Here is a 23,576-nt window from a genome sequence, read left to right on the forward strand (position 1 = left end):
ATGAACGTGCTCCCGTTCCAGGTCGTGCCCAACGCACCGCTGCTGCGGGCGCAGGGCGTGACCATCGAGTACCCGGCCGCGCAGGGCGTGGTCCAGGCCACGCACGACGTCAGCTTCGACGTGTGGCGCGGCGACCGCTTCGTGCTGCTGGGGCCTTCCGGCTGCGGCAAGTCGACGTTGCTGAAGGCCGTCGGCGGCTTCATCGCGCCGCGCGCCGGCAGCCTGCAACTGGACGGTCGCGACATCACGGGGCCGGGCCGCGACCGCATCGTCGTGTTCCAGGAATTCGACCAGCTGGCGCCGTGGAAGACGGTACGCCAGAACGTCATGTTCCCGCTGCTGGCCGGGAAGATGCCGAAGCGCGAGGCCGAGGCGCGTGCGCTGTACTGGATCGGGAAGGTCGGCCTGTCGCGCTTCCTGGACGCCTATCCGCATACCCTGTCGGGCGGGATGAAGGCGCGCGTCGCCATCGCGCGGGCGCTGGCGATGCAGCCGGAGATCCTGTTGATGGACGAGCCGTTCGCGGCGCTCGACGCGCTCACGCGCCGGCGCATGCACGAGGAGTTGCAGGCGCTGTGGGAAGAAGTCCGCTTCACGATGCTGTTCGTGACCCATTCGATCGAGGAAGCGCTCGTCGTCGGCAACCGCATCCTGCTGCTGTCGCCGCATCCGGGCCGCGTGCGCGCGGAGCTCAACAGCCACCAGTTCGGGCTGCACAGCGCGGGCGGCGCCGAGTTCCAGGCCACCGCGGGCCGCATCCACGACCTGCTGTTCGGCGGTGGCGACGTGGCGGACGAACCGGCGCGGGCGGTGCAATCGTGAGCGCCGTCCTGAGGAACGAGCCGCCCGTGCGGCCGGAATACGTGCTGCCGCTCCTGCCGGCGCCCGCCGACGCGGCACCGCGCCCGTATCCGCTGGCGCTGCGGCTGTGGCGTTCGGGCTGGCCGCGCAAGCTCGTGCTGCTGGCCGTGCTGGCCATCGTATGGGAGCTGGCTGCGCGCTGGGCCGGCAACGACCTGCTGCTGCCGGGCTTCGTGCAAACGGCGCGCGCGCTGGGCGACGGCGTCGTCTCGGGCGAACTGCCGCGCTACGTGGGCGTGTCGCTGTGGACGCTGCTGCAGGGGTATGCGGCCGGCGTGGTGGGGGCGTTCGTGCTCACGACCCTGGCCATGTCCACCCGAATCGGGCGCGACGTGCTGGAGACGTTGACGGCGATGCTGAACCCGTTGCCAGCCATCGCGCTGCTGCCGCTGGCGCTGCTGTGGTTCGGCCTGGGGCAGGGGAGCCTGGTCTTCGTGCTGATGCATTCCGTGCTGTGGCCCCTCGCGCTGGCGACGTACGCGGGCTTTCGCGCCGTTCCGGAGACCCTGCGCATGGCCGGCCGCAACTACGGCCTCGGGCCGCTGGCCATCGTCACGCAGATCCTCGTGCCGGCCGCGCTGCCCGCGATCCTGTCGGGCCTCAAGATCGGCTGGGCGTTCGCGTGGCGCACGCTGATCGCGGCAGAACTGGTGTTCGGCACGACGTCCGGCAAGGGCGGTCTCGGGTGGTATATCTACCAGAGCCGCAACGAACTGTTCACCGACCGCGTCTTCGCGGGACTGGCCGCCGTCATCGCGATCGGCCTGCTGTTCGAGCACCTCGTGTTCCAGTCGGTGGAACGGCTGACGATCCGGCGCTGGGGCATGCAACGATGACAACGTTTGCGCGCGGACGCGGGATCGGTTAGCATCCGCGGGATGACTTTCCTGAACGTTCCCTACGCAGAAAAAGACGAGGCCCGCGCCCTCGGCGCCCGCTGGAACCCCGGCCGCAAGCGCTGGTACGTGCCCACGGGCGTCGCGCTCGAACCTTTCCAGAAATGGCTGAAGGAGGGCGCGTCCACCGGACGCACCGATTCGGCCGCCGCCAAGCTGATGGTCGGCGCCAACTACGTCGAACTGGACCACGCCTGCAATCCGTTCGAGCCCTGCGCCGAGTGCGCGAAGGCGCTCGCCGGCACGCCTTGGGAACAGGCGCGCGCGGCACTCTCCAGGCGTTAAAGCCGGGCGAGCACGCCCAGCACGGCCAGGCTCATGGCCCGGGCGGCCGTCTTGATGGACGGTTCCGGCACGGGCGCATAGTACGGCGAATGGTTGAACGCGAGCGGCTTGCCGCCCGCGCGCTGTGCCTCGGCCACGACTTCCGGCGCGTACACGCCCGTGAAGAAGAACATCGACGGGATCCCCTCGTTGGCGTAGACCGAAAAATCCTCGCTGGCCGTCATCGCGGGCATGCGCACCGCGTTCTTCGCGCCGAACGCGTCCTGGAAGATGGCTTCCGTGCGGCGTACGAGCGCGGCGTCGTTGACGATGGCGGCGCCGCCCGGAATCAGGCGCACGTCGGGCGCCGGCGCGTCTGCCATCGCGGCCGACGCGTTGGCCACGCGGCGCACGCCGTCCAGCAGTTTCGTCCGCACCTCCGGGCTGTACGAGCGGATCGTGCCCCGCACCTGCACCGTGTCCGGGATGATGTTCCCGACGGTGCCGCCCTGGATCGCGCCGATCGTCACGACGCCGAATTCCTTCGGATCCTTCTCGCGGCTGACGACCGTCTGCACGTCGACGATGAAGCGCGCGGCGATGGCGATCGGGTCGATGGCCTTGTCCGGCGCCGAACCGTGGCCGCCGCGGCCGTTGAACCGGATTTCCAGCGCGTCCGAGTTGGACGATACCGGCCCGGCCTCGAAGCCCACCGTGCCGTATGCGAGCGGCCAGGAATGCAGGGCGAACGCGACATCCGGTTTCGGGAAACGCTTGAACAGGCCGTCGTCCAGCATCGCGCGCGCGCCGGATACGGTTTCCTCGGCCGGCTGGGCGATGAACATCAGCGTGCCTTTCCACTGCGCCTTCAGCTCGACGAGGGTGCGCGCGGCGCCGAGCCACGCGGCCATGTGGACGTCGTGGCCGCAGCTGTGCGTCGTGAACGTCGCGCCGTCCTGCGTGCGGTTGCGGCTGGCGTACGGCAGGCCCGTTTTTTCTTCCATCGGCAAGCCGTCCAGCTCCGTGCGGACGAGCACCGTGGGGCCCGCGCCGTTGCGCAGGATCGCCACGAGACCCGTGCGGCCGACCTTTTCCGTCACCTCGAAGCCCAGCTTGCGCATCTCGCCCGCCAGCTTGCCCGCCGTGCGCACTTCCTGGAACGCGATCTCCGGGTGCGCGTGCAAGTCCTTGTAGACGCCGTCCAGCCACGGGTACATGCCGTCGACCTTGCCGGCGACTTCGGTGTTCAAGGGTGCGGCGGAGGCCGGGACGGCCAGCGCGAGCAGCAACAGGGAGACGGCGGTTCGTTTCAATGCGGGCCTCTTCATGCGGTAACGAAAAGGCAAGCCTAGCACGGGGTCACGCGGCCATGCAAACCCGGTTGCGGCCGCCGTGCTTGGCGGCGTACAACGCGCGGTCGGCCGACTGCAGAAGCGTGGCCGCATCGTCGCCGTGGGCCGGCCAGACCGCCACGCCGAACGATGCGGTCACCGCCGGCAGCAGGACATCGCCCTGCCGCAGCGAGAGGGCTTCGATGGCGGTGCGGATCGTCTCGGCGCAGCGGACCGCGGCGGCGCCGTCGCATTCGGGCAGCACGAGCACGAGTTCTTCGCCGCCGTAGCGGCAGGCGACGTCGCTGCGGCGCACGCCGTCGCGCAGGCACTGGCCGACGGCGCGCAGTACGAGGTCGCCCGCTTCGTGGCCGTACGTGTCGTTCATGTGCTTGAAGCGGTCCAGGTCGATCATCACGACAGCCAGCGCCGCGCGCTTGCGTTCGGCGCGGAACAGTTCGCGCCGCAGCGTCTCGTCGAACCAGCGGCGGTTGTACAGACCCGTGAGCTCGTCCGTGGTCGACTGGCGGCGCAGCACTTCGCGCAGGTTGATGTTGCTGGTGCCGAGCGCGAGCTGTTCGCTGATCGCGGTAGCCGCAGCCTGGTCCATCGCCGCGTCCGGGCCGGCCGGCACGCTCGCGACGAGCAGGCCCAGGACCTCGCCCTGCGAGATCATCGGTACGCACAGGTTCGTGCGGTTCTCCGGCGGCGGCGTGGCGGCGCAGTGCGCGCAATGCATGCCGTCGCCGCTCCCCGCGGCGTGCACGCGGCCGAAGCGCAGCCCCCAGCACTGGTCGGCGCCGACGAGGTCCGGGTGGCCTCCGTCGCCGCCCCACGTGGCGGCCCGCTGCAGGAAGTCGCGCGAATTGCGGTACAGGTAGACGGCGCCGGCGCTGCCGGGCAGCAGCCTGGGCAGGAAGGCCGGCAGCACCTCGCGCAGCTCCTCGGCGCCCGTCAGGCTGTCCATCGCCTGCAGCATCTGCGCGGTGTCCGCCAGGCGCTGGCTGCGCGCCTGGCTCTGGCGCGCCTGCTCGGCCTGGGCTTCGGCCAGCTGGTGCGCCTGCGCGGCACCCTGGGCGCGTTCGCGCAAGGTGCGCGTGGCCACGTACAGCGCGATGCCGATGACGAGGGCGCTGGCGACGCTGGCCGCGATGCCGAGCACCGTGTTGTAGCCGAGCGTCGTGCGCAGGCGGTCGCGCAGCGCGTGCCGGCGCCGTTCCAGCGTATCGATCTGTTCCCCGACCAGGACACGCAGGCGGTCCATGTAGATCTTGCCGCGGCGGTCGCGGACCACGGCGGCGGCGGCATCCGGGCCGCGCTCGCGGCGCAGGGCGACGGTGTCCGCCAGCTCGTCGAGTTTCAGGCGCGACAGGCGTTCGATCTCGCCCAGCGCCGCCCGTTCGGCGGCGGTTTCCGCCAGCGCGACGAGCGCGCGCAGGGCGTCCGGAAACTCGAGCGTGGCGTTGTCGTACGGGGCGAGGAACGCCGCGTCGCCCGTGATGATATAGCCGCGCTGGCCCGTTTCGGCATCTTTCAGCAGGCCGAGCAGGCGGTCGTAGGCGCGCGACTTGTCCGCCACGTCTTTCAACGCCGTCATCGTGGAATCGGCCTCACGGCTGCTGACGAACGGCAGGGCGGCCAGGCAGGCCACGATCACGAGGATCACGGCCGCGAGCCAGCGCAGCCCCGGGTCGCCCATGGCGGGCGCGTGTTCGGCGGGAGGGTTGTCGGTGACGAGCATGGCGTTTCCTTTGGCGGCGGCATCGTCATTTTGCCTCAAGGAAACGCCGGCATTCAAGCGATATATGACGAAACTGATGGTTATTGAACAAATGGCAGCGCGCTTCACTGCCAGGATGTCAATAATGTGTTGGATTCGCCGACAGATTGTGAAAATAAGTTGCCTTCAGTAAATCGTGCGCCGACGTCGATGCTATAGTGGGACTGCCTAGCCCCGCAGACGATTTCCTGGCCCGATCCCCGCCAGCCAACGGCGCGCCGCCGCACCGGCGCCACATCGATCATGAACTCTCCCTATCCGAACTCCGCCGCCATGCATCACGCGGCCACGCACGACGCGGCCACCGGCCTGCCGAACCGCGACGAATTCATGAGCCGCCTCGACAGCGCGCTGGCGACGGCCGCGCGCACCGGCGGCGGCGTCGCCCTGCTGTTCGTGGGCCTGGACGGCACCGTCGCCCCGGGCGCGCTGCCCGCGTTCGCGGCGCGCCTGAGCGCCCGCGTGCGTCGCACCGACGTGGTGGCACGGGTTGCCGACGACGCATTCGCCGTGCTGCTCACGCACCTGGCCGATCCCGCCGCCGATACGCGCGCGCTGGCCGGCAAGATGCTGGCGGCGGCCGCGCCATGCAGTGCGAGCGTCGGCATCGCACTGGACGACGGCAACCTGGATGGCGCGACGCTGGTGACGCGTGCGGAAACGGCGTTGCGGGACGCGCGCGGGCGCGGCGGCAACACGGCCGTGCTGTTCGAGCCGCCCGCGGCGCCGGCGCGGGGCCCCGCGGACGGCGCGCCGCTGCCGCCCGACGAGACGGCGCGCGTGGAAGCCTTGCGCGCGACGCAGCTGCTCGACAGCGAGCCGGACGAACTGTTCGACCGCATCGTGCGCATCGTCTGCACCACGCTGAACGTGCCCGTCAGCCTCGTCTCCCTCGTCGACAGCGACCGCCAGTGGTTCAAGGCGCGCTGCGGCATCGAGGGGCGCGAGACGCCGCGCACCGTCGCGTTCTGCGCCTGGACCGTGCTGGACGACGAGCCGTTCGTGGTGGAGGACGCGGCGCGCGACCCGCGCTTCGCGGACAATCCGCACGTCACCGGTGCGCCGTTCGTGCGCTTTTACGCCGGGGTGCCGCTGCGCAGCGGCGGGCGGCGCATCGGGTCGCTTTGCGCCGTCGATTACGTGCCGCGGACGCTCGGGCCGCAGGACCTGTTGGTGCTGAAGCAGCTCGCGCGCATGGTCGAGGACCTGATCGAACTGCGCACGGCGACGCTGGACGCCGTGCAGAGCCTGAACAACTGGGGCGGGCGGCCGCTGCTGGAGGGCGGCACGGGCGCGCGGCTGCGCCAGCAATTCCTGCGCGACCCGCTGACCGGGATGCCGAACCGCCTCGTCGTGGAAGACGCGATCGCGCGCCATGCGTTGCGCGCGCACGCCGACACCTGCGCGCTGCTGGCCGTCGTCGACGTCGACAACCTGGCGGCCGTCAACGAAGAACACGGCCATGCGAGCGGCGACGCCGTGCTGGTGGCGATCGCGCGCCGGCTGCGCCACCGCGCCGGCCCCGGCGACGTGGCGGCCCGCATCGGCGGCAGCACGTTCCTGCTGTGGCTCCAGTCGGACACGCACGATTGCGCCGAACGGGCGCAGGCCCTGCACCGTGCGCTGAACCGCCCCGTGCAGGTGGCCGGCCGCGTGATCCACGGCAGCGTGACGATGGGACACTGCCATTTCGGGCGTGACGGTAACGACGCGGAGACGCTGCTGGTCCGTGCGCACGCCGCGCTGCGCCATGCCAAATCGCAGGGCCACGGGCTTGCGCGCGCGTACGAGCCCGCGCAGCGGCGCACGAGTGCACGCGCCCTCGAGCACGACCTGCGCGGCGCGCTCGCGCGCGACGAACTGGCGCTCGCGTACCAGCCGAAGGTGGACCTGCGCAGCGGCCGCGTCGTCGGGGTGGAGGCGCTGCTGCGCTGGCAGCATCCCGTGTACGGCATGGTCGCGCCATCCGAATTCATCCCCGTGGCCGAGGAAAGCGGCTTGATCATCCCGATCGGCCAGTGGGTGCTGGACCAGGCCTGCGCCCAGCTGCGTGCCTGGCGCGATGCCGGCCATGCGGGCCTGACGGTGGCCGTGAACCTGTCGGCGCGCCAGTTCCTCGACGACGAGGTGGCGGCGCGCGTCGTGGACACGCTGGCCCGCCACGGCGTGCCGCACGGCGCGCTTGAACTGGAACTGACGGAATCCACGTCGATGCACGACGTGGGACGCAGCATCACGATCATGAAGGAGTTGAAGGCGGCCGGCGTGGTCCTCAGCATCGACGACTTCGGCACCGGCTATTCCAGTCTGGCCTACCTGAAGCGCCTGCCGATCGACAAGGTCAAGATCGACCGAGCGTTCGTCTCCGACCTCGAACAGAGCACGGAATCGCGCGCCATCGTGCGCGCGATCGTGACGGCCGTGCGCTGCCTGGGCCTGGACGTCATCGCCGAAGGCATCGAGCAGCCGGCGCAGGCGCGCCTGCTGATGGCGGATGGCTGCTTCGAGATGCAGGGCTACCATTTCGGCCGGCCTGTCGCCGCGGCGGACTGCCCGCTGGAAGCGCGTTTCGAGTTCGGCGCGCCGGAGGAAGCATGAAGCGGCGCGCACTGGCGGCGCTGCTGGCCCTCGGCCTGGGCGCCCCGGGCGCGCATGCGGCCGCGGAACCGGGCCAGCTGGCGCGGCTGGATGGCCTCGTGCGCAGCGCCGACGCCGGCGCGCTGCCCGCCCTGCTGGCCGCGCAGAACGCGCAGATGGCGGCCGCTTACCCCGAACGGATCGCCTACCTGCACCTGCTGCGACGCGCATATGCGGACCGCGGCGACACCGCCGCGGCAGGCGAGGCCGCCGAGCGGATCGTGCGGATGGCGCAGGCGGAGCACGACGCGCTGAACAAGGCGCTCGGGCAACTGGCGCGCGCCGACGCGGCGGCGGGGCACGGCAAGACGGGCATGCTCGCCGCCGTGAACGACATCGACATCCGCAACGCCGACCTGCGCGACCCGGCATTCACGGCCGCGCTGCAGCAGGCCTACGGCGACGCCTACGTGAAACTGGGCCAGTTCGATTTCGCCCACAGTCATTACCTGAAGGCGCAAGAGATCGCGCGCCAGCATCCCGACCTCCTCGACCCGACGGTGAACGGCCTGCGCCTGGCCATCGCCAAGGTGTACGTGTACACGCGCGCGGCGGACAAGGTGCTGTCCACGCTGGCCGCGATCGGGCCCGATGGCGGCGCGCTGCCGCCGTCGTCCGCCGTGCGGCGGTTCGTCATCGAAGGCATCGCCCACGTCATGCAGGGCCATCCGGACCGGGGCCGCGTCGCGTACTACAAGGGCCTGCAGATCGCGCACGCGAACGGCCTGACCTTGTTGGAGGCGAATGCGCTCGGCAACATTGCCGACAGCTGGCTGGAGGACGGCAACTACGTGGAGGCCGAACGTGCGGCGCGCGCGGCTCTGCCGCTCGCCTTGCGCGCGGGCGATCCGGCCACGCGCCGCATCGCCGAGGCGAACCTCGGCTTCGCGCTGGCCGGGCAGGGCCACGTGGCCGATGGTCTCGTCTACGTCGACCGCGTGGTGGCGGAAGAGCGCGCGGACGGATCCCAGCCGGACCTGGCGAACATGCTGATCGAGAAGAGCCGGATGCTGGAAAAGGCCGGGCAGGTGCGCCAGGCGTTGCAGGCGCTGCAGGAACACCACCAGGTGGCCGCGAAGCTGGCCGCGGCGGAACACGAGAACACGGCGAGGGTGCTGCACGAGCAGTTCGAGGCCCAACGCCGCGCCATCCAGATCGAGAGCCTGCGGCGCGAGAATGCGATGAAGGATGCGCAGATCCGCAAGCGCCGCGTGTGGCAGCTGATCGCCACGGCCGGTGCCGGCCTCGCGCTCGTGCTGTGCGGCTTTGTCTGGCGGCTGTACCGCCGCTCCGTGCGCACGAGTGCCCGCCTGCGCGAGTTGAATGAGGAACTGGCGTTCCACTCCACGCACGACGCGCTCACGGGGCTGCTGAACCGCCGCTCGTTCCGCGACGCGATGGTGGCCCGCACGCCGGGGCCGGGCCGCTGCTTCATCCTGCTCGACATCGACCACTTCAAGACCATCAACGACCGCCTGGGCCATGCGGCCGGCGACGAGGTGCTCGTGGAAGTAGCGCGCCGGCTGCGCGCGGCGGTGGACGGGAGGAGCACCGTGCTGCGCTGGGGCGGCGAGGAATTCCTCGTGCACGCGGACGGCGGCGGCGCCGCCGGCCACGCGGACCTCGTGCGCACGCTGCTGGCCGCGGTGGCGGATACGCCCGTGACGACGGCGGACGGCCAGCGGCTGGCCGTGACGATCACGGCCGGCGCGCTTTCGCTGCCTGCCGGCGGCGACGACGCCATCGACTGGCAGCACGCGCTGGCGCTGGCCGATGCGGCCCTGTATCGCGGCAAGCAGGATGGCCGCCGCTGCGCCTGGCTCGACGTCGCCGATGCCACCGGCGCGGTGACGGCCAGCCGCCGGCTGGCGCCGGAATCAGTGCGCCGGCAGGACGAGCAGCTGCAGGCCTGACGGCGTCTGCGCCGCGTGGTACACGCGCTGCGTGGCCGCCTTGAAGTCTTCCGGCTTCGCCTTCGGGATCGTGACGAACGTCTGCGGGTTCAGGTCGACGAGGGGGAACCAGGAACTCTGCACCTGCACCATGATGCGGTGGCCGCGGCGGAACGTGTGGTTGACGTCGCCCAGGTGGTAGCTGATCGCCTCGACCTTGCCGGGCACGAAGGCTTCCGGATGCTCGAACCCGTTGCGGAACTTGCCGCGCAGCGGATTGCCGCGCACGAGCTGCTGGTAGCCGGCCATCGTGCCGCGCGGCGGCGCCACGTCGTTGCCGCGCGCCGGCTGCTCGCCGTTCGGATACTCGGCCGGATAGACGTCGATCAGCTTCACGACCCAGTCCGAATCCGTGCCGGTGGTCGACACGAACAGCTTCGGCGTGACGGGCCCGGCGACGGTGACGTCTTCCTCCAGCACCTCGCTCTGGTACACGAGGACGTCCGGACGCGTGGACGCGAAGCGCTGGTCCGACACCATGTATTCCTGCGGCACCGACGTGGCCGGGTAGCCGATGTACGGCACCGGCTTGTTCGGGTCGGACACGTATTCGTCGTAGCCGCTGCCGGCCGCGGGCTGCTGCCAGCTCAGCGTGCCGTTCGCGCCGAAGTACAGCGTGCGTGCCTTCGCCTGCACGGGCGGCCAGGCCGTGTAGCGGCGCCATACGTTGGAGCCGGTCTCGAACGCCGTCACTTCCGCGATGGGCTGCGCGGGCTTGACGCCCTTGAGCTGCTGTTCGAAGAACGGGAACTGGATGTGCTGGCGGAAGTATTCTCCCGTCTTGCTGTCGAACGAGACGCGGCCCAGCTGCTTGCCGTCGTAGCGCGCCCACCCGCCGTGCACCCACGGGCCCATCACGAGGCCGTTGAAGATGCCGGGGTTGTTCTTCCTGATCGCGTGGTAGGTCGTGAACGGGCCTTGCGGATCCTCGGCGTCGAACCAGCCGCCGACCGTCAGCACGGCCGCCTTCACGTTCTTCAGGTGCGGCGCGATGGCGCGCGTCTGCCAGAAGCTGTCATAGGTGTCATGCTCGATCGTCGGCGCGAGCAGGGCGCGCTGCCTGTCCGTGAGCGTACCCAGGATGTTCGCCAGGGTGCGGTGCTTGAGGAAGAAGTCGTACGAGTCGGCAGCGCCGTAGTCGAAGTCGGCCCACGTCTTGGGCAGCGGCGTCGGGTTCTGCTGCTCGGTGAACGACGCGTAGAAGCCAAAGTTCGCGGCCAGCATGAAGGCGCCGCCGTGGTACGAGTCGTCGCCCATGTACAGGTCCGTCACGGGCGCCTGCGGCGACGCGGCCTTGATTGCGGGGTGCGAATCGATGATGCTCGCGGACGTGTAGAAGCCCGGATAGCTGATGCCCCAGATGCCGGCCTTGCCGTTGTTGTTCGGGACGTGCTTCAGCAGCCATTCCATCGTGTCGTACATGTCCTGGCTTTCCTGGCCTTCGCCAGCGGCCCGCTGCGGGTTCACGTGCGGCGTCATCTCCTGCCACTTACCCTCGGACATGTAGCGGCCGCGCACGTCCTGCTTGACGAAGATGTAGCCCGCATCCTCGAATTCCTTCGACGGCCCGATCTGCTTCGGGAACCAGTCCTCGCCGTAATGCAGCTCGCCGTCGGCCTGCACGCCCGCGCTGTACGGCGTGCGGTTGACGAGGAACGGGTACGACTTCGACGCATCCTTCGGCACGTAGACGACGGTGAACAGCTTCGTCCCGTCGCGCATCGGGATGCGGTATTCGTACTTCGTGTACGTCTCGCGCAGGTCGCGCGGGGCGGGCTTGGCGTCGTCGGCCGCGTGGACGGCGGCCGGGGGCAGGGCGGAGCACGCGAGGGCCACCAGCAGGGTAAGCAGGGGCAGGCGTGCGGGCAGGGAGCGACGGGTCATGACTTCCTTGGCAGGTTGGTAAAACCGCAAGTATATCGTCATCGTCTCCTGATCAGGGGGCTGCGCATGTACGTTCCCGCGGCCACGGCCACGTACAGCACGCCGCCCAGCATGGCCGCCTGCCCCAGCGCGCAACCGGCCGCGAACGCGAGGATCGCGGCGGCCAGCTGCCAGCCGTCGAGGTCCAGCGCGCCGACGGTGCCGGCGGCGGCGAGGCCGTACAGCAGGCCGCACCCGGTGGCGTACCACGTCTCGCGGCCTCCGAACAGCGGACGCACCGCGTGCGCCGCCGCCAGTACGAGGGCGCCGGCCGCGAGGGCATCGAGGGTGCCGGCGGGCACCCGGAACCAGCCGGGCGCGCCCGCCAGCAGCGCGAGCGTCTGCCCCAGTGCGAACGCGGCGCCGATGCGGGCGAGCAGGACCGGCGAGCGCATGGCCGCCGGCAGGGCCAGCACGAGCAGGAGCAGCAGGTAGCGTCCCGCGTCCGCCGCGTGGCGCAGGCCCAGCCTGCAGGCGGCCAGCCAGCCGCGCCACGCGCCGCCGTCCGCGCGGTCGACGGCGACCCGGCCGCGCGGCGCATCCAGTAGCGCGATGGTGGCGGGGCCGCTGGCGAGGACGCCCCCGTGCCAGTCGCTGCGGACGGCCAGGCGGGTCGCATGGCCGGGAAGTTCGCGCGCGATGGCGTCGTAGTCGAGCACGAAGCGGCGCGCGCTGGCGCCGGCGGGCGGCACCAGGAGCGCGTGCGCGACGAGGATCCGCGGCTCGGCATCGACGGCGACGCGCATGTCCGCGAGTTCCACCCACCAGCGGCGGCCGTCGTCGGTGACGGGGACGATGTGGGCGCCGAGATAGCGTGCGAGTTCCGCATGCAGGCGGCCCCGTACCGGCAGCGGCGATGCGGGCAGCGGCCGTCCGAACGCGGCCGCCAGGTCGCGCAGCGGCAGGCGCAGTTCGGCCAGGACGGCATCCTCGCGGAATTCGAGCAGCACTTCCGAATCGGCCGCCGCGGCGCTGCCGGACCAGGCCAGCGCGAGCCAGGCGAGGACGAGGCGCAGCAGGATGCTCATGGCGTGTGCGCGGCCCTGGGCGCGGGAGGGTGGACCACCGGCGCGGTGGCGACGCGCACGAGCGGCGCCCGCACCGGGACGACGTTCGCGCCGCTGCGGGACGCGAGCAGCATGGGCACGGCCAGCGCGAGGCTGGCGGCGAGCTGTTTGTAGGGCAGGGCGGGCAGGTGCATGGTGTCGTGTCGGTTCCTGCGCCGGAGTATGGACGCGCTGGCCGTCAAGGTGCTGACGGTTTGTGTAAATCTTTGCAAAGAGGCGCCGGCCCGCTTATTGAAGGATGCGCACCAGCGCGTTCTCGCTCATCACGTAGACCGTGCCGTCGGGGGCGACCGCGATCGCGTCGACCGGACCGAGGCTGCCCGGGGTGCCGGCGCGTACGCCCACAGCGCCCGGCTTGCCCGCGATGACGGTCTCGGTGCCGGCCGGCGTAATCTTGCGCACGGAGTACAACGTGCTGCCTTCCTGCATGGCCAGGTACAGGTTGCCGCTGCCGTCGACCGTCAGCCCGGTCACGCGGTCGGCCACGTCGCGCGCCTGGCGGACGACGGTACGGGTGCCATTGGGATCGGTCCGGACGACGTTGAAGCTCGTATCGACACCCCATTGCGTGCCGTCCTTGCCCCGGTACAGAGTGACGGAAGGTATCGGCGTGTCGGCGGGCAGCGTGGTGACGGTACCGTCCGGCGCGATCTTGCGGCGATAGGTCTTGACGCCGACGTCGGTCATCGGTCCGGGCACCGTGTCCGTCAGCCAGATGTTGCCCTGGACATCCTCGAACAGTCCCGACGGGCTCGTGAAAGTGGCCTTGGCGCCGACGCCATCCGCGATGCCCGCCACGCCGGCCTGGCCCGCGATGAAATGGGAGACGCCGGCCGCATCGATGCGCGCGACGACGCCGTTCGACACCGCCAGCATGCTGCCGTCGACCGCCACGCTGCTCACGTAATAGCCGAGCGTGCGGCCGCCGGGCGGCAGGTTGAGCGTGGTCGCGACGCCGGCCGGGGTCACCTTGCGCACGACGGCCCCTTCGCCCACGTAGACGTTGCCCTGCGCATCCGTGGCCAGCTCGTAGCGCGGATCGGGCCCGAGCACGCCGGCCAGCGAGAACTGTGCCGCGGCACCGGTGCCGTCGACATTCGCCACGGAGGCGCCGCGGCCTGCAAACGGGGCAACGGTGCCCGCGCTGATGCGGCGGATGACCTGGCTCGCATCGTCGCCCACGTACAGGTTGCCGGCGGCGTCGGCCACGAGGTTGGTGTAATGGGTCCCGCTCGAGCCGCTGGCCGGCAGGGTGGCCACCGTCGTCACCGTGCCGTCCGGGGCGATCTTGCGGACCCGGGGTGGATACGTGTGGTCGAGCACGTAGGCGTTGCCCGCGCCGTCGACGGTGACACCCGACCCGCCGAGGTTCGACGAGCCGCCGTCCACCGCGACGAGCGTGCGGGTCGCGACGGTGCCGGCCGTGGACACCGTGCGCAGCGCGCCGTCGTCGATCAGCGTCAGGTTGCCGTCGCGGTCGGCGGCCAGTGCGGCGATCTGCCGGAACGCGGGCTGGGCACCGCCCGCGAGGGTCGTGACGGTGCCGTCCTGCGCCACTTTGCGGACGGTCTTGCCGCCGTCGTTCACGTACAGGTTGCCGGCGGCGTCCACCGTGAGGCCGCTGATCTCGGTGAAGCGTGCGGCCGTGGCGGCACCGTCCACGCTGCCCGTCGCGCCGGCCGCGCCGGCGAACAGCGTGCGCTTGCCGCCGGGCGGCGTCCGGTAGATGGCCGTCGCGGGCCCGGTCGCCCACGGTGCGTCGTAGAGGTTGCCGGCCGCGTCGACGGCGATGGCGCGGGCGTCGTGCAGCGCCGGGTCGCGCGCCAGCGTGGTAACCGCCCCCGTCGCGAGGTCGATGGCGCGTATGCCCGGCGTGAACGCGAAACCGTCCATGTCGTCGACGAGGAAGAGCGCCCCGGATGGCTGCATGGCGAGCAGGCCGGGCAGGGCCAGCCGGGCGTCCGTGCCGTCCAGGTTGCCCACGCCGCCGGGGTTGCCCGCGACGAGTGCGAGTCCTTTCGGTACCGAGACGGTGAGCGTCGCCGCCGTACTGGCGGTGCTGCCGCGCGTACCGGTGGCCACGGCCGTGAACCTGCTGCCGCTGTCGCCTGCCTGCGGGTTGGCCAGCGTGTAAGTGAGGCCGGTCGCGCCGGGGATGTCCTTGCCGTCGCGCTGCCACTGGTAGCCGGTGGCCGTGCCGTCCGCCGCGACGGAGAAGGTTGCGGCCTGGCCGGCGACGACCGATTGCGACACCGGCTGGGACGTGATGGCCGGGCCCACTGCAGCGGGCGGCGCGGGGGTCGCCTGGACGGGGGCGGGTGCGCCGTTGCCGCCTCCGCCTCCGCCGCCGCCGCAGGACGCGAGGACGATGGCGAGGGACAGCACGACGGCGCGGTGCAAGCGGTTTTGCGGGGACATCTCGGCTCCTTGGGCTCGGAACGGCAAGGATAGCAGCCGGAATGTGTCGCAAAATTCAAAGATTGTCACACGCCCGTCTTTACTCCACGACGAGTACGCGTGCCTGCGGATCGCGTTCGCGCACGAAATTCACGATGGCGTCCGTGGAGACGGTGTCGATCTGCCCGGCCATGCGGCGGTCGAACGGATGGTCGTCGAACGCGACGTTGGCGCGGAACATGCGGGCGCCGAGGCGCGTCACGGCCGGGATCTCGACCGTCGGCACGCGATAGCCCTGGCCCTTCAGCCACGATTGCGCCTCGGCGCGCGTCTCGACGGCACCTGGCGGCGCGCTGGCGGCGGCGAGCGTCTCCAGCACCCACTGGTTGGAGTTCTGGTAGCGCGTCGAGTACACGTAGGACAGCATGTTGTAGTGCGGCTCGTGCAGGCGCCGCGCCGTGCGGCCCGCCACCAGGGCGGCCGCGCGTGCCTGCACGTCCGGGCCGGGGATCAGGACCTGGGCCCGGTAGCGGTACAGGTCCGTCAGGAAGAAGTTGCCGACGCCTTCTACGAACAGGTCCGAATCCGCCGTCCCGCAGGTATTCAGTTCGTGCACGACGGTCCAGCGCCCGGCCGCATGGTCGCGCACGACGATCCCCATGTGCGAGTACTCCAGGCCGTATTTGCTGAGGTCCTGGCCCGCGCGGGCGATGATCGCCACGCTGGCCCCGCTCGCGTCGAGGGCGGCGAACGTGCGCTGGGCGAGGTCCAGCGACCGGCGCACTTCGTCGACACGCAATGGCTCGTCGCGGCAGACCTGGCCCGCGTGCGCCGGCAAAGCCGCCGCGAAGATCAATGCGCAGGCCAGCCGGGCCAGGCGGTTACGATGCGCGCGCATGGTGCAGCAACGCCTGGCCGACTTCGTTCGGGATGAACGCGATCACCTTGCCCGACAGTACCAGCGCGTGGCCGGCAGACATGGCAACCACCTGCAGCACGGTGCCCGTGCCGATCGACAGGCCGCGCGCCGCCGCGCCGGACAGCCGGACCGTCGCGCGGCTCGCCTGGCCCGCGCCTTCCAGCACGACCTCGATGCCGTCGCCGACTGCCGCGACACTTTCCACCACCGCGCTGCCCGTTACGCCCACGACGGCAATCGAGCCGAGGGCGACACTGCCCACGAGTTCGCTGGCGGCCTGCGACGGGGTCGAGGCATCCGCGGCATGGGCACCGGCACATGTCAGGCCAAACAGGGTTGCAAGCAACAGGCGTTTCATGGTTCCTCCGTGATCGAATGTGGCGCCATCATGCCCGTGGGGCCGGGCGGGGCCAAGGCCGCGTCGGGCGAGGCGCACGGATCGCACCGTACGGTAGCGAAATCCGCTACCTGACCGGGGCATCCGGTTGGAAACTGCCGAATTTACGTGCGGGTACGCGTATCGTGCAAGGGTGCCCGGCAAAACGGATTTAATATGCGCAATCTGACGATAACGCCGTGCACAGGAGGGAGCGTACCCATGATCGACTCGAGCGACATCAACCAGACGAGGCGCGACCTGCTGATCGGCGGCGCGCTCTCCGCCACGGCCGCGGCGTTGCCGCCCATGGCATCCGCCCAGGGACCGGAAACCGGCCAGGCGCCCGCCGCCGCCACGCCGGCGCCGGTGACGGCCAAGGTCGCGCTGCGCGTAAACGGCCAGCGCTACGAACTGGATCTCGACACGCGCACCACCTTGCTCGACATGCTGCGCGAGCACCTGCGCCTGACGGGCACCAAGAAGGGCTGCGACCAGGGCCAGTGCGGCGCGTGCACGGTCATCGTGGACGGCCGCCGCATCAATTCCTGCCTCAGCCTCGCGGTGATGCACGAAGGCGCGGAGGTGACGACCATCGAAGGCCTCGGCACGCCGGACAAGCTGCATCCGCTGCAGGCCGCGTTCGTGAAGCACGACGGCTACCAGTGCGGCTACTGCACGCCGGGCCAGATCTGCTCGGCCGTCGCGGCGCTGGACGAGATCGGGCGCGGCATCCCGAGCCACGTCAGCGCGGACCTGACAGCGAAACCCCTGCTGTCGCCGGACGAGCTGCGCGAGCGCATGAGCGGCAACATCTGCCGCTGCGGCGCGTACTCGAACATCATCGATGCGATCACGGAATTCGCGGGGAGGCCGGCATGAAGGCGTTCACCTACCAGCGCGCCCGCACGCCGGCGGAAGCGGCGGCCGCCGCCGCGCAGCATCCGGGCGCCCGCTTCATCGCCGGCGGCACGAACCTGCTGGACCTCATGAAGCTCGAGATCGAGACGCCGCCGCACCTCGTCGACGTCAACGGGCTGGGTCTCGACAGGATCGAGCCGACGCAGGACGGCGGGCTGCGCGTGGGCGCCCTCGTGCGCAACACGGACCTCGCGGCCGACCCGCGCGTGCGGCGCGATTACGCCGTACTGTCGCGCGCCCTGCTCGCGGGCGCGTCGGCCCAGCTGCGCAACAAGGCGACGACGGCGGGCAACCTGTTGCAGCGGACCCGCTGTCCGTACTTCTACGACACGAACATGGCCTGCAACAAGCGCAAGCCGGGCAGCGGCTGTTCCGCCATCGGCGGTTTTACGCGCCAGCTGGCGATCGTGGGCCACAGCGAAGCGTGCATCGCGACGCACCCGAGCGACATGGCGGTGGCGATGCAGCTGCTGGACGTGGGCGTGGAGACGGTGCGCCCGGACGGTTCGGCGCGCACGATCCCCATCGCGGATTTTTACCGCCTGCCGGGCGGCACGCCGCATATCGAGAACACGCTCGCGCCGGGCGAGTTGATCACGGCGGTCACCTTGCCGAAACCGCTGGGCGGCAGGCACTATTACCACAAGGTGCGCGACCGGTCGTCGTATGCGTTCGCGCTGGTTTCCGTGGCGGCGGTCGTCCAGCCGGACGGCAGCGGGCGCGTGGCGCTGGGCGGCGTCGCGCACCGGCCGTGGCGCGTGCCGGCCGCGGAATCCGCCATGCCGCGCGGCGCGCAGGCCGTGACCGACCAGTTGCTGGCCGGCGTGCGCGTCACGAACGACAATGCGTTCAAGATCCCGCTGGTCCAGCGCACGCTGGCATCCGTGCTGGCGGATGCACGCAAGGCATGAGGAGGCAGCCATGAAATTCACGACCCCCGCCACCACCAATCCCATCGACCGCCTGCAGGTCGTCGGCAAGCCGACCGACCGCATCGACGGCCCGTTCAAGACGACGGGCACGGCGCCGTACGCGTACGAACAGCACAAGGTGGCGCCGAATGCCGCCTGCGGCTGGGTCGTCGGCGCCGGCATCGCCAAGGGCACCATCAAGCGCATCGACACGCGCCCGGCGCGTGCGGCACCAGGCGTACTCGCCGTGATCACGCACGAAAACGCGGGCAAGCTCGCGAAGGGCAAGTACAACACGGCGCACCTGCTGGGCGGACCGGAGATCGAGCACTACCACCAGGCCGTCGCGCTCATCGTCGCGGAGACGTTCGAACAGGCGCGCGCCGCCGCGGCGCTGCTGCACGTCGAGTACGCGCCCATCACCGGCGTCTACGACCTGGAAGCGGCGATGAACGCAGCGGGCCCGGCCAGCAAGGACAAGGCGAAATCGACGACGAAGGTGGGCAATTTCGAGTCTGCCTTCGCGTCCGCGCCCGTGAAGCTGGACGCGACCTACAAAACCCCGGACCAGACGCACGCGATGATGGAGCCGCACGCGTCGACGGCTGTGTGGCAGGGCGACACGCTGACCCTGTACACGGCGAACCAGATGATCAACTGGGGCAAGAAGGACATGGCGCGGACGCTCGGTATTCCCGAGGAAAACGTGCGCCTCGTGTCGCCCTACATCGGCGGCGGCTTCGGCGGCAAGCTGTTCCTGCGGTCGGAAGCGCTGCTGGCCGCGCTGGGCGCGAAAGCCGTCGGCCGGCCCGTGAAGGTGACGTTGCAGCGGGCGCTCATGATGAACAACACGACGCACCGGCCGGCGACGATCCAGCACATCCGCATCGGCGCCACGCGCGAAGGGCGCATCACGGCCATCGCGCACGAGAGCTGGTCGGGCGATTTGCCGGACGGCGGGCCGGAAACCGCGGTGAACCAGACGCGGTTGCTGTACGCGGGACCGAACCGCTTCACGCAGATGCGTCTCGCCGTCCTCGACCTCGCGGAAGGCAATGCAATGCGCGCGCCGGGCGAGGCGCCGGGCATGATGGCGCTGGAAATCGCGATGGATGAGCTGGCGGAAAAACTGAAGATGGACCCGGTGATGCTGCGCATCGTGAACGACACGACGGTCGACCCGGAAAAGCCCGGCCGCAAGTTCTCGCAGCGGCGCTTCGTGGACACGCTGCGCATCGGCGCGGAGCGCTTCGGCTGGAACAGGCGTAATCCGAAGCCGGGCCAGGTTCGCGACGGGCGCTGGCTCGTGGGCTATGGCGTGGCATCCGCGTTCCGCAACAACCTCGTGATGAAGTCCGCCGCGCGCGTGCGCCTGGAGCGGGACGGCACCGTCACCGTCGAAACGGACATGACGGACATCGGCACCGGCACGTACACGATCATCGGCCAGACGGCGGCCGAGATGCTCGGCGTGCCGCTGTCGCGCGTGACGGTGCGCCTGGGCGACTCCGCGTATCCGGTGTCGGCCGGTTCCGGCGGCCAGTGGGGCGGCAACAGCTCGACGGCCGGCGTGTACGCGGCGTGCGTCAAGCTGCGCGAGAACGTGGCGAAGAAGCTGGGCCTCGACCCGGCGCAGGCCGATTTCAGCGGCGGCATGGTGCGCGCCGGCGGCAAGGCGCTGCCGTTGGAACAGGCGTCGCGCGACGCCGACGTCATCGGCGAGGACACGATGGAATACGGTGACCTCGACAAGAAATACCAGCAATCGACGTTCGGCGCCCATTTCGTCGAAGTGGCGGTCGACGCGGCCACGGCGGAAGTGCGCGTGCGGCGGATGCTGGCCGTGTGCGCGGCCGGGCGCATCCTGAATCCGAAATCCGCGCGCAGCCAGGTGATCGGCGCGATGACGATGGGCGTGGGGGCCGCGCTGATGGAAGACCTCGTCGTCGACAAGCGCGTCGGCTTCTTCGTCAACCACGACCTTGCCGGCTACGAGGTGCCGGTGCACGCCGACATTCCGCACCAGGAGGTGATCTTCCTCGACGAGACCGATCCCATCTCGTCACCGATGAAGGCGAAGGGCGTCGGTGAGCTGGGCATTTGCGGCGTGGCGGCGGCGGTGGCCAATGCCATCTACAACGCGACCGGCGTACGCGTGCGCGACTACCCGGTCACGCTCGACAAGCTGCTGCCCGGGATGCCCCAATATGCCTGAGCCCGTTAGAATGGGGTCTTTGACCGGGACACCATGAACGATTCTGCCGGCGGCTTGCCCGCACCCGCCGTCGAGCGGATCCTGCGCGAGCGGGACTGGTCGGCATCCCCCCTCGGCGCGCCGGCGACGTGGGAGCCCGCGCTCGCCTACGCGGCCCGGTTCGTCCTCGATGCCCCGGTGCCCGCATTCCTCGGCTGGGGCGACGCGCCGGGCCTGCTGTACAACGATGGCGCCGTGCCGCTGGTGGGCACCCGTCATCCGGCCCTGCTGGGCGGCAGCCTCGCCGAGTGGGAGGAGGCCTGGGGCGAACTGCAGCCGCACGTCGCGCGTGCGCTGGCGGGCGAATCGTTCCGCGTCGGCCGGCCCGCATGCCCGCTCGGCGACGGCGGCGATGCGCCGGCGTGGCTGGAACTGGCATTCTCGCCGCTGCGCGACCTGGACGGCACGGTACGCGGCTTCACGTGCATCGTGTCCGGCACCGGCGCGCTGCGTCCCATCGATGCGGAATTCCGCGCGATCGCCGATGCGATGCCGCACATGGTGTGGTCCACGCTGCCGGACGGCTACCACGACTTCTACAACCAGCGCTGGTACGAGTTCACCGGCATGCGCGAGGGCGAGACGGATGGCGAGCGCTGGAACGCCATGTTCCACGAGGCCGACCGCGAGCGGGCGTGGGCGGCTTGGCGCCATTCGCTGGAAACGGGCACGACGTACGAGATCGAATACCGGCTGCGCCACCGCAGCGGCGAATACCGCTGGGTGCTGGGCCGCGCGCAGCCCGTGCGCGACGCGCAGGGAGGCATCGTGCGCTGGATGGGCACGTGCACGGACATCCACCAGCAGAAGCGCAACGAGGAAGCCCTGCAGGACGCGCGCATGCGCCTGTCGGCCGCGCTGGTGGCCGCCGACATCGGCACCTGGACCTACGACCTCGTACACGACCGCGTGTACGCCGACCGCAACCTCGCCGGGATCTGGGGCGTGGACGAGGCGACGGCGGCCGGCGGTCCGCTGTCCGCCTATCTCGCGGCCGTGCACCCGGACGATGTCGCATACACCCGGCGCTGCATCGACGATGCCATCGCGACGGGCGACGGCTTCGAATGCACCTACCGCGTGCGGCGCGCGGACGGCACGTGGCGCGACGTGCTCGCGCGCGGCAAGGTGACGCGCGACGCTGCCGGCCGGGCCGCATGGCTGCCGGGCGTCGTGCTCGACATCAGCGGGCAGAAGCGCGCCGAGGAAGCGCTGCGCGCGAGCGAGATGCGGTTCGCGCGCCTGGCCGAATCGAACGTCGTGGGCGTCGTGCGCTACCGCATGGATGGCTCGATCATCGACGCCAACCAGGCGTTCCTCGACATGCTGGGCTACACGCGCGTGGAATTCGAGCGCGACGGCCTCGATTCGCGCACGCTGACGCCGCCGGAATGGGCCGACGCGACGGCCCGCGCAATGGTCGAGCTGCGCACGACGGGACGGATGGAAAACCTCGTCAAGGAATACTTCCGCAAGGACGGCAGCCGGGTGAGCGTGCAGATGGGCTCCATCACGATGGACCATCCGGCCACCGAGGGCGTGGCCGTGATGGTCGACGTGACGCCGATCCAGGAAGCGCAGCGCGCGCTGCGTGAAGCCGACCGTCGCAAGGACGAGTTCCTTGCGATGCTGGCGCACGAGCTGCGCAACCCGCTCGCGCCGATCACGGCGGCCGCCGACTTCCTCAAGGTCGGCCGGCTGGACGAGGACCGGGTGCGCCAGGTGACGACGATCATCGGCCGCCAGGCGCGCCACATGACGGGGCTGATCGACGACCTGCTCGACGTGTCGCGCGTTACGCGCGGCCTGATCACGCTGGAGCGGGCGCCCGTGCCGCTGGCCGGCGTCATCTCGGAGGCCGTGGAGCAGGTGAGGCCGCAGGTCAAGGCGAAGGCGCACCACCTGGAACTGCACCTGCCGTCCGACGACGCGCAGGTGGAAGGCGACCGCAAGCGCCTCGTGCAGGTCTTCGCGAATATCCTCGGCAACGCGGCCAAGTACACGCCGGAGGGCGGACGCATCGACGTGCACGTGCGGCGCGACGGCGGCAACGTGGCCGTCGACGTGTGCGACAACGGCATCGGCATGGCGCCCGACCTGGCGGCGCGCGCGTTCGACCTGTTCTCGCAGGCCGAGCGCAGCGCGGACCGGTCGCAGGGCGGCCTCGGGATCGGCCTCGCGCTCGTGAAGAGCCTCGTGGAGTTGCACGACGGGACCGTGTCGGCGCACAGCGACGGGCCGGGCCGGGGCAGCCGTTTCACCGTCGTGCTGCCGCGCCTCGCCAGCGACAATGACGACGCGTACGCCGAGCCGGTGGCGACGGGTGCCGCCGCGGCGGCCGAGGCGCTGGAGGTCCTGATCGTGGACGACAACGTGGACGCGGCGCAGATCCTCGCCATGTACATCGAAGCCGTGGGCCACCGCGCCACGGTGTGGCACAGCCCGGCAAGGCGCTGGCCTATGCGGCCGAGCGGCGGCCGGACGTGTGCGTGCTCGACATCGGCCTGCCCGAATTCGACGGCCACGAGCTGGCGCGCCGCCTGCGTGCGTTGCCTGGCATGGCGGACGTGCCGCTGGTCGCCGTCAGCGGCTACGGCCAGGCGCACGACCGCGAGCGGGCGCTGGCGGCCGGTTTCGACCGCCATTTCGTCAAGCCGGTCATGGCGGCGGACATCCTCGACGTGCTGGACGGCGTGGCGGCCCGGCGCGGACAAGCCTGAACGGGGGACACCCATGCAAGTGAAACGCATCGTCGCCAACATTCATGCGCCTGATTACGACGCCGCGCGCGCCTTCTATGGCGGCATTCTCGACATGGACGTCGTCATGGACCATGGCTGGTTCCTCATGCTGGCCGGCCAGGGCGACAACACGCCGCAACTGGGCTTCGCGACGGAGGGCGGCTCGGGCACGCCCGTGCCCGACCTGTCGATCGAAGTGGACGACGTCGACGAGGCGCTGCGCCGCGTGATCGCGGGCGGTCACACGCCGACGTACGGTCCGGCGGACGAGCCGTGGGGCGTGCGGCGTTTCTTCGTGCGCGATCCGTTCGGACGGCTCGTGAACATCCTCGCGCACCTGTAGGCG

The 23,576-nt window shown here is 70.6% G+C and carries 18 protein-coding genes; 9 read left to right on the plus strand and 9 right to left on the minus strand.

Features of this window, described 5'->3' with window-relative positions; all coding sequences use genetic code 11:
- Genes P0M04_RS24955 through P0M04_RS24965 form a run of 3 tightly spaced genes read left to right on the plus strand, consistent with a single transcriptional unit; the run spans position 1 to position 2,042 of the window.
- A complete protein-coding gene (locus tag P0M04_RS24955; protein ID WP_259452220.1) occupies positions 1-822 on the plus strand; it encodes an ABC transporter ATP-binding protein in 822 nt (273 codons plus the stop codon).
- Positions 819-1,697 (plus strand): ABC transporter permease, encoded by an 879-nt coding sequence (locus P0M04_RS24960; RefSeq protein ID WP_259452221.1) that lies wholly within the window; start codon positions 819-821, stop codon positions 1,695-1,697. Before P0M04_RS24955 ends, P0M04_RS24960 begins: the two co-directional genes overlap by 4 nt.
- 42 nt (positions 1,698-1,739) lie before the next feature.
- On the plus strand, positions 1,740-2,042 hold the full coding sequence (locus P0M04_RS24965) for a DUF5710 domain-containing protein (protein WP_259452222.1): 303 nt from the start codon (positions 1,740-1,742) through the stop codon (positions 2,040-2,042).
- Here P0M04_RS24965 and P0M04_RS24970 read toward each other — a convergent pair.
- From P0M04_RS24970 to P0M04_RS24980, 3 genes are all read right to left on the minus strand, one after another.
- A complete protein-coding gene (locus P0M04_RS24970; protein ID WP_371877388.1) occupies positions 2,039-3,349 on the minus strand; it encodes an amidohydrolase in 1,311 nt (436 codons plus the stop codon). The genes P0M04_RS24965 and P0M04_RS24970 overlap by 4 nt on opposite strands.
- 31 nt (positions 3,350-3,380) lie before the next feature.
- Positions 3,381-5,093 (minus strand): diguanylate cyclase, encoded by a 1,713-nt coding sequence (locus P0M04_RS24975; protein ID WP_259452223.1) that lies wholly within the window; start codon positions 5,091-5,093, stop codon positions 3,381-3,383.
- A 104-nt stretch (positions 5,094-5,197) separates the two neighbouring features.
- Complete coding sequence (locus P0M04_RS24980) at positions 5,198-5,377, minus strand: hypothetical protein (protein WP_259452224.1); 180 nt, start codon at positions 5,375-5,377, stop codon at positions 5,198-5,200.
- Between P0M04_RS24980 and P0M04_RS24985 the strand changes: the two genes are divergently transcribed.
- Together P0M04_RS24985 and P0M04_RS24990 are read left to right on the plus strand one after the other, a co-directional pair.
- Positions 5,376-7,730 carry an EAL domain-containing protein gene (locus tag P0M04_RS24985; protein ID WP_259452225.1) on the plus strand — a complete coding sequence of 785 codons (2,355 nt, stop codon included), beginning with the start codon at positions 5,376-5,378 and terminating at the stop codon, positions 7,728-7,730. The genes P0M04_RS24980 and P0M04_RS24985 overlap by 2 nt on opposite strands.
- Positions 7,727-9,682: a diguanylate cyclase gene (locus P0M04_RS24990; protein ID WP_259452226.1), complete on the plus strand. Its 1,956-nt coding sequence runs from the start codon at positions 7,727-7,729 to the stop codon at positions 9,680-9,682. Before P0M04_RS24985 ends, P0M04_RS24990 begins: the two co-directional genes overlap by 4 nt.
- On the opposite strand, the gene P0M04_RS24995 is transcribed toward P0M04_RS24990, so the two are convergent.
- The 6 genes from P0M04_RS24995 to P0M04_RS25020 all read right to left on the minus strand — a co-directional run bounded on the left by P0M04_RS24995 (position 9,647) and on the right by P0M04_RS25020 (position 16,385).
- Positions 9,647-11,605, minus strand: coding sequence for a CocE/NonD family hydrolase (locus P0M04_RS24995; RefSeq protein WP_259452227.1), 1,959 nt, complete (start codon positions 11,603-11,605; stop codon positions 9,647-9,649). The genes P0M04_RS24990 and P0M04_RS24995 overlap by 36 nt on opposite strands.
- Positions 11,606-11,643: 38 nt before the next feature.
- Entirely contained in the window at positions 11,644-12,672 is a 1,029-nt protein-coding gene (locus tag P0M04_RS25000; RefSeq protein WP_259452228.1) for a HupE/UreJ family protein, read from the minus strand.
- The gene (locus tag P0M04_RS25005; RefSeq protein WP_259452229.1) at positions 12,669-12,923 is read right to left on the minus strand and encodes a hypothetical protein; all 255 of its coding nucleotides are present in this window, start codon (positions 12,921-12,923) and stop codon (positions 12,669-12,671) included. Before P0M04_RS25005 ends, P0M04_RS25000 begins: the two co-directional genes overlap by 4 nt.
- 16 nt (positions 12,924-12,939) lie before the next feature.
- Positions 12,940-15,129: an NHL domain-containing protein gene (locus P0M04_RS25010; RefSeq protein WP_259452230.1), complete on the minus strand. Its 2,190-nt coding sequence runs from the start codon at positions 15,127-15,129 to the stop codon at positions 12,940-12,942.
- A 79-nt stretch (positions 15,130-15,208) separates the two neighbouring features.
- A complete protein-coding gene (locus P0M04_RS25015) occupies positions 15,209-16,006 on the minus strand; it encodes a DUF2145 domain-containing protein (RefSeq protein ID WP_259452231.1) in 798 nt (265 codons plus the stop codon).
- Positions 15,990-16,385: a hypothetical protein gene (locus P0M04_RS25020; protein ID WP_259452232.1), complete on the minus strand. Its 396-nt coding sequence runs from the start codon at positions 16,383-16,385 to the stop codon at positions 15,990-15,992. The genes P0M04_RS25015 and P0M04_RS25020 overlap by 17 nt, the downstream gene beginning before the upstream one ends.
- 240 nt (positions 16,386-16,625) lie before the next feature.
- Here P0M04_RS25020 and paoA point away from each other — a divergent pair, with 240 nt between their 5' ends.
- The 4 genes from paoA to P0M04_RS33010 are packed head-to-tail and all read left to right on the plus strand — an operon-like array spanning position 16,626 to position 23,573.
- Positions 16,626-17,285 (plus strand): aldehyde dehydrogenase iron-sulfur subunit PaoA, encoded by a 660-nt coding sequence (gene paoA, locus P0M04_RS25025; RefSeq protein WP_259452233.1) that lies wholly within the window; start codon positions 16,626-16,628, stop codon positions 17,283-17,285.
- Entirely contained in the window at positions 17,282-18,235 is a 954-nt protein-coding gene (locus tag P0M04_RS25030; RefSeq protein ID WP_259452234.1) for an FAD binding domain-containing protein, read from the plus strand. Before paoA ends, P0M04_RS25030 begins: the two co-directional genes overlap by 4 nt.
- A gap of 10 nt (positions 18,236-18,245) precedes the next feature.
- A complete protein-coding gene (gene paoC, locus P0M04_RS25035) occupies positions 18,246-20,450 on the plus strand; it encodes an aldehyde oxidoreductase molybdenum-binding subunit PaoC (RefSeq protein WP_259452235.1) in 2,205 nt (734 codons plus the stop codon).
- A gap of 33 nt (positions 20,451-20,483) precedes the next feature.
- Complete coding sequence (locus P0M04_RS33010) at positions 20,484-23,573, plus strand: PAS domain-containing protein (protein ID WP_281042098.1); 3,090 nt, start codon at positions 20,484-20,486, stop codon at positions 23,571-23,573.
- The last annotated feature ends 3 nt before the right edge of the window (positions 23,574-23,576 follow it).

This window comes from Telluria mixta (genome assembly GCF_029223865.1).
GTDB lineage: Bacteria > Pseudomonadota > Gammaproteobacteria > Burkholderiales > Burkholderiaceae_D > Telluria > Telluria mixta.

What these genes read in the sequence shown, in the direction of transcription:
- P0M04_RS25000 (WP_259452228.1), bottom strand. Translation starts at nt 12,672, where the DNA reads ATGAGCATCCTGCTGCGCCTCGTCCTCGCCTGGCTCGCGCTGGCCTGG.
- P0M04_RS25015 (WP_259452231.1), bottom strand. Translation starts at nt 16,006, where the DNA reads ATGCGCGCGCATCGTAACCGCCTGGCCCGGCTGGCCTGCGCATTGATC.
- P0M04_RS24995 (WP_259452227.1), bottom strand. Translation starts at nt 11,605, where the DNA reads ATGACCCGTCGCTCCCTGCCCGCACGCCTGCCCCTGCTTACCCTGCTG.
- P0M04_RS24985 (WP_259452225.1), top strand. Translation starts at nt 5,376, where the DNA reads ATGAACTCTCCCTATCCGAACTCCGCCGCCATGCATCACGCGGCCACG.
- P0M04_RS24965 (WP_259452222.1), top strand. Translation starts at nt 1,740, where the DNA reads ATGACTTTCCTGAACGTTCCCTACGCAGAAAAAGACGAGGCCCGCGCC.
- P0M04_RS24955 (WP_259452220.1), top strand. Translation starts at nt 1, where the DNA reads ATGAACGTGCTCCCGTTCCAGGTCGTGCCCAACGCACCGCTGCTGCGG.
- P0M04_RS25010 (WP_259452230.1), bottom strand. Translation starts at nt 15,129, where the DNA reads ATGTCCCCGCAAAACCGCTTGCACCGCGCCGTCGTGCTGTCCCTCGCC.
- paoA (WP_259452233.1), top strand. Translation starts at nt 16,626, where the DNA reads ATGATCGACTCGAGCGACATCAACCAGACGAGGCGCGACCTGCTGATC.
- P0M04_RS24990 (WP_259452226.1), top strand. Translation starts at nt 7,727, where the DNA reads ATGAAGCGGCGCGCACTGGCGGCGCTGCTGGCCCTCGGCCTGGGCGCC.
- P0M04_RS24970 (WP_371877388.1), bottom strand. Translation starts at nt 3,349, where the DNA reads ATGAAGAGGCCCGCATTGAAACGAACCGCCGTCTCCCTGTTGCTGCTC.
- paoC (WP_259452235.1), top strand. Translation starts at nt 18,246, where the DNA reads ATGAAATTCACGACCCCCGCCACCACCAATCCCATCGACCGCCTGCAG.
- P0M04_RS24980 (WP_259452224.1), bottom strand. Translation starts at nt 5,377, where the DNA reads ATGATCGATGTGGCGCCGGTGCGGCGGCGCGCCGTTGGCTGGCGGGGA.
- P0M04_RS25030 (WP_259452234.1), top strand. Translation starts at nt 17,282, where the DNA reads ATGAAGGCGTTCACCTACCAGCGCGCCCGCACGCCGGCGGAAGCGGCG.
- P0M04_RS33010 (WP_281042098.1), top strand. Translation starts at nt 20,484, where the DNA reads ATGAACGATTCTGCCGGCGGCTTGCCCGCACCCGCCGTCGAGCGGATC.
- P0M04_RS25020 (WP_259452232.1), bottom strand. Translation starts at nt 16,385, where the DNA reads ATGAAACGCCTGTTGCTTGCAACCCTGTTTGGCCTGACATGTGCCGGT.
- P0M04_RS24975 (WP_259452223.1), bottom strand. Translation starts at nt 5,093, where the DNA reads ATGCTCGTCACCGACAACCCTCCCGCCGAACACGCGCCCGCCATGGGC.